Source organism: Oscillibacter sp. CU971 (assembly GCF_905219725.1).
Classification (GTDB): domain Bacteria; phylum Bacillota; class Clostridia; order Oscillospirales; family Oscillospiraceae; genus Oscillibacter.
In genome coordinates, this window is the sequence record NZ_CAJMXG010000204.1 from 1 (window position 1) to 5,313 (window position 5,313).

At 63.3% G+C, this 5,313-nt stretch carries 4 protein-coding genes; 1 reads left to right on the forward strand and 3 read right to left on the reverse strand.

All coding sequences use genetic code 11. The features are described from left to right. The first annotated feature begins 131 nt into the window (after positions 1-131). Positions 132-494: a ribosome silencing factor gene (gene rsfS / locus JX325_RS12355; RefSeq protein WP_204791419.1), complete on the forward strand. Its 363-nt coding sequence runs from the start codon at positions 132-134 to the stop codon at positions 492-494. A gap of 58 nt (positions 495-552) precedes the next feature. Here the strand turns inward: rsfS and JX325_RS12360 are convergent, their stop codons facing one another. The 3 genes from JX325_RS12360 to JX325_RS12370 form a co-directional block, all read right to left on the reverse strand. Then, entirely contained in the window at positions 553-3,705 is a 3,153-nt protein-coding gene (locus JX325_RS12360) for a response regulator (RefSeq protein ID WP_204791417.1), read from the reverse strand. Positions 3,706-3,924: 219 nt separating this feature from the next. After that, on the reverse strand, positions 3,925-4,170 hold the full coding sequence (locus JX325_RS12365) for a hypothetical protein (RefSeq protein WP_204791418.1): 246 nt from the start codon (positions 4,168-4,170) through the stop codon (positions 3,925-3,927). Between the two features lie 209 nt (positions 4,171-4,379). After that, positions 4,380-5,313, reverse strand: a 934-nt coding sequence (locus JX325_RS12370) for a M15 family metallopeptidase (protein WP_307819277.1), incomplete at its 5' end; no start/stop codon positions are given.

The window sequence follows — 5,313 nt, forward strand, 5'->3', positions numbered from 1 at the left end:
GAGCCCGCTCCGGAGGTTCCCGCGGATCCCCAGCTCCCGGCGGACCCGGGCTTCACCCTCATCGGGCCGGACCCCGCCGCTTGAGCGCGTAAGGCACCATTCACATATTTTTAGGAAAGAGAGGAATGTCTATGACACCGAAGGAGCTGGCCATCATTGCCGCCAAGGCCCTGGACGAGAAAAAGGGCAAAGAGATTTCCGCCATTGAAATCACGGACCTGACCACCCTGGCAGACTATTTCGTCATTGCTACTGGCGGGTCCAACACCCAGATCAACGCCCTTTGCGACGCGGTGGAAAAGGCCATGAAGGAACAGGCCGGAGAGGCCCCCCTCCACCGGGAGGGCCACCGGGACGGTACCTGGGTGCTGCTGGACTACGGCTGCCTGGCGGTTCATGTGTTCTCCCAGGAGGCCCGGGAGTTCTATGACTTAGAGCGTCTCTGGTCCGATGGGAAGCCCCTGGATCTCGGCGGCGTGCTGACGGCGGACTGAACCGGCGGAAGAAAAAGCGGGAGAGAGACCTTTGGCCTCTCTCCCGTTTTTTTGAAGCTTAGCGGTTCCGCAGGACGTTTTGCAGGGTTTCCAGCAGCTTGGCAATGTCGATGGGCTTGGAGATGTGCCCGTTCATGCCGCATTTGAGGGCCGCCTGTTTGTCTTCTTCAAAGGCGTTGGCCGTCATGGCCAGAATGGGGATGCCGCTTCGCGCCGGGTCCTCCATGGACCGGATGGCCCGGGTGGCCTCATAGCCGTTCATGACGGGCATCTGCACGTCCATCAGCACCAGCTGGTAATAGTCCGGCTCCGCCCGCTCCAGCAGGTCCAGGGCAATCCGCCCGTTCTCCGCGATTTCCACGGTGAAGCCCGCCTCCTCCAAAATGGCCTGGGCGATTTCCTGGTTCAGCTCGTTGTCCTCCGCCAGCAGGATGCGGCCCAGGGCCAGGGGCAGGGCGGCGGTTTCGCCCGCCGCCTCGGGGGTCTCCTCCGTGCCCACGATGGAGAGGAGGCAGTCCCGCAGCTCGGAGAGGAACAGGGGCTTTCCGCAGAAGGCGGTGACCCCGGCTTCCTTGGCCTCGTCTTCAATGTCGGCCCAGTCGTAGGCGGTGAGGACGATGATGGGCACCTCGTCCCCGCACTCCTTGCGGATGCGCCGGGTGACCTCGATGCCGTTCATGTCCGGCAGCAGCCAGTCGATGATGTAAACGCTGTAGTGATCCCGCCGCATGACGGCCTGCCGGGTGCGGAGCACCGCCTNCTTGCCGGAGAGGGTCCACTCCGCCCGCATGCCGATCTGCTGGAGCATACAGGAGACGCTGTCACAGGTGTTGAAGTCGTCGTCCACCACCAGGGCGCGGCAGCCGGAGAGCTCCGGGATGGTGGTGGGCTGCTTCTCGTCGGAGCAGAGACGGAAGGTGAGGTCCACGGAGAATTCCGTCCCCACGCCCTGGCGGCTCTTGACATGGATGGAGCCGTTCATCATCTCCACGATGTTCCGGGTAANNNCCATGNCCAGGCCGGTGCCTTGGATGCCGCTGGTGGTGGAGTTCCGCTCCCGCTCGAAGGGCTCGAAGATGTGGGCGACGAACTCCTCGCTCATGCCGATGCCGGTGTCCCGGACGCTGAACTCATAGGCGGCGTGGCCCGCCGGGGCGGAGGGCTTCTCCGTCACCCGGATGCTGACGATGCCCCCGGCAGGGGTGTACTTGATGGAGTTGCCCAGCAGGTTCAAGAGGATCTGGTTCAGCCGCAGCCGGTCGCAGAGGATGTCCTCGTGAATCACGTCCACGGCGTCCATGTAAAGNTCCAGCTGCTTGGCGTGGACGTCCGCCTGGACGATGCTCCGCAGGCCATGGAGGATGTCCGGCAGGGAGCAGGGCTTTTCGTCCAGGTACATCTTGCCGCTTTCGATGCGGCTCATGTCCAGCACGTCGTTGATGAGGCTGAGCAGGTGGTTGCCGGAGGTCATGATCTTTTTCAGATATTCCTCCACCTGCTCCCGGTTGTCGATGTGGGTGGTGGCCAGGGCGGTGAAGCCGATGATGGCGTTCATGGGGGTCCGGATGTCGTGGGACATGTTGGAGAGGAAGACGCTCNTTGCNTTGNTGGCCCGGTTGGCCTGGNCCAGGGCGTCCTCCAGCAGGCTCTTTTTCTCCATCTCCGACCGGGTTTCCTCGTCCACGCAGCGAAAGCCGATGACCACGCCCCGGCTGGAGGACTGGTCCCCGATGGGCACGGCCTTCATCTGGAAATAGCGGATTTCACCCATGCAGACGGTCCGGTAGTTGAGGTAGTAGATGCCCCGGTCCTGAAGGTCCCGAAGGAGGTTATCCCCGGCAAAGACCCGGCGGACCATGTCCCGGTNGTCCNCNTAGANGGAGGTTTGTATGTAGTTTTCCATATGGACGTCCAGGGACAGATCCCCGGAGAAAAGCTGCTCCAAAAGCCAGGCGGGACAGGCGTAGGNCCGCAGGGCGTTGCCCTTGCGGGTTTCCAGATCAAAGGAACAGACCAGATTGTAGTCTGTGCTCAGGGCCTGGACCAGCTCCTGGTGGCGGCGNTCCGTGCGGAGCTGTTCTTCCTGCTCCCGCTGCTTCTGGGCGGTGCAGTCCAGGAGGAAGCGCTGATAGAACAGTTCTCCGTTTTCCTCAATCAGCTTGACATTGCCCATTACGTGGAGAACGTCCCCGTTGGTGTGCCGGACCCGGTACACCACGCTGACGCTGTCCCCCGCGTTTTTCAGGGATTTGATGGAGCTTAGCAGCTTCTCCCGGTCCTCTTCAATGACGGAGGTGGCGATGGTGTCGAAACCGGCGGCAAAGAGCTCTTCCTGGGATTGGAAGCCCAGAATTACCAGGGCGGCCCGGTTGACGCTGAGGATACGGGACCCGTCCAGGCTGTGGCCCAGCACGCCGCAGTCCATGGTGGTGAACAGGGTTTCCAGCGCGTGGTTCTCCCGGCGCAGCTCCTCCTCATAGGCCCGCTCCCGGGTTACGTCGATGCCAACGCCCACGGTGCCCATGACGCTGCCGTCCAGGTCGTACAGGGGGGACTTATAGGTGGTCAGCAGCCGGGTCCCCTCGCCGGTTTGGACGGTTTCCTCCGCCACGCAGGTTTTTTGCGACTCCATGACGATCCGCTCGGACTCGATGCAGACGGGGTCATCAAATTCCACGTCCCAGATATAAGCGTGCCGCTGGCCCTGGACCTGCTCCTTGGCCTTGTTCACCGTTTGGCAGAAGCTGTCGTTTACCTTTTCGTGGACGCCGTCCTTGGTTTTGTACCAGACCAGGTTGGGCACGCTGTTGATGGCGGCCTCCAGGTACTGCCTTGCCTCCCAGAGATCCTTCTCCTGGTGGCAGGCCCGCAGCCATTTCTGGAAGCGGAAGCGCAGCTCCTCTCCGCTCATGGGCAGGGTCCACAGATCGGCCAGGGCGGGGAGCAGCTCCGTCAGCTGGGACAGCTGATCCCGCAGTCCCAGCACAACCAGCTCCGCCCCGCTCTGCGCCAGGGTCCGGACGGTTCCGGCGGCGTCCAGCCCCGTGAGGTCGGCGAAGATCACGTCGGCCAGGGCGGCCAGGGCGGGGTCCGGCTCCCCGCTCTCCAAAAACGTATGGGTAAACGGCTCCTGGGGAGCGGTCTCCTTAAGCGGGGCGAAAAGCTCCAGCCGGCGGCCGACGCAGTAGAGCCGCAGATGACAATGATACATAAGCGTTCTCCTCCATATGTNTGCGGGTTCCAGGCGGGGCCGAGGNGAAGGGATGTCCCGCCGGTTTNNCTCAATGCTATTNTAACGGGTAAAGCGGCTCATGTCAACCATGGATGAGCCTCCAAACGGGAGGAATCCGGCTTTTTCGGGAATGAAAAAGGAGGCGCCCGGCCCAAAAGGCCATGCGCCCCGCTTCCTCCGCCCCTCCTGCCGGGGAGCTTATACGCTGAAATTCAGCTGGCGATAGTAGCCGTCGTAGACCCGGGAGATGGGCTTGTCCGCCACGGCGGGCCGTTCCGGTCCATAGAGCAGACGGCCGATCTTGTAGCCCACACCGTTGATGCACACGGATTCCCCAAGTGTGCGGCCGCCGAATTTCGTCATCCAGGCCAGCGCCTCGCCCACCGTGCAGCCCTGCCGCAGCCGGCCCTGCTCGTCCCAAAGCGGATCGTAACCCAATTCCATATCTGCCGTATCCTCCATTCATTCATAAAAAGCAACCGCTACACATTGTAGCCGACTCCCCCGGCAAAAGCAATGGCGGGAGTGGAGAAAAAAGGGGGGTATATTCGTGAAAATCATGGCTTGACAAATGGTGGAAATTGGGTTTCCCTTGCGCGGCAGGGGATAGCGCCGGCGAAAGGCCGCCTCAAGGGCGGCCTCCCGCTTTTTTGTCAGTATTCTCCCAGGTATTCCTCCAGGCAGAGCCCCTGCCGCATAATCTCCCCCGCGGCTTCCTCTCCCACATAGCGGTAGTGCCAGGGCTCGTAGCCCACGCCGGTGAGGGCGCTTTTCTCCGTGGGATAGCGGAGGATGAAGCCGTACTCGGCGCAGTGCTCCATCAGCCACTGCTGCACCGCCGTCTTCTCCTGCCCCTCGTCTAAAAGCTGGTAGGACTTGTCCACAATGTCCACCGCCAGCCCGGCCTGATGCTCGCTGGTTCCGGGGCGGGCCACCCAGACGGCGGCCTGCTCCTCCGCCTCCTCCAAGGACCCGGCCTGGGGGAGGCAGGATTGGACCTTTCGCTGGAACAGCTCCTCCTGCTTCTCCCAGCTCCGGTAGGAGGAGCAGATGGTGGGCTCCAGCCCCTCCGCCCGGCAGTCGTCCATCATCCGCTGGAGGGCGGGGTAGGCCCGCTTGTCGATGGCGTGGCCGTTGATCAATTGGGTGAATTCCGGGACCTGGAAATCCTGCGGCAGGGGATGGTCCCCGTTGACCAGGATCAGGTTCCAGCCGTCCTTGGGGACGGCGCTGTCCTTCCCGCCGGAGGCGGGCGTGCCCTCCCCGCCGGAGGTCACCGCCCCGGGGACGGTTAGAACGCGGACGGGGCCACCGCTTCCGGCCCCCGCTCCCGCCGCGGCTTGGGCGGCCCTGTTTCCCGCGGCCTCGGCCTGGCCCAGCAGGAAGCCGCCGGCGAACAGCATCAGCCCCAGAAGAAGAGCCAGGAGGGGCAGGGGGGACCGCCGGGGACTCCGCCGGGCCCGGGAGGGCGCGGGGCGGCGTGGCCTGGAAATCATGGGCGCGTCCCATTGAGCAGGGGCGGCGGCGTAATACTCCCGGTCAGGACGGGAGAATTCATGTAATACGCAGGAATGAACAGACATAGAA

Excerpts from the sequence above, each read along its gene's own strand:
- rsfS (WP_204791419.1), top strand. The coding sequence starts at position 132 with ATGACACCGAAGGAGCTGGCCATCATTGCCGCCAAGGCCCTGGACGAG.
- JX325_RS12365 (WP_204791418.1), bottom strand. The coding sequence starts at position 4,170 with ATGGAATTGGGTTACGATCCGCTTTGGGACGAGCAGGGCCGGCTGCGG.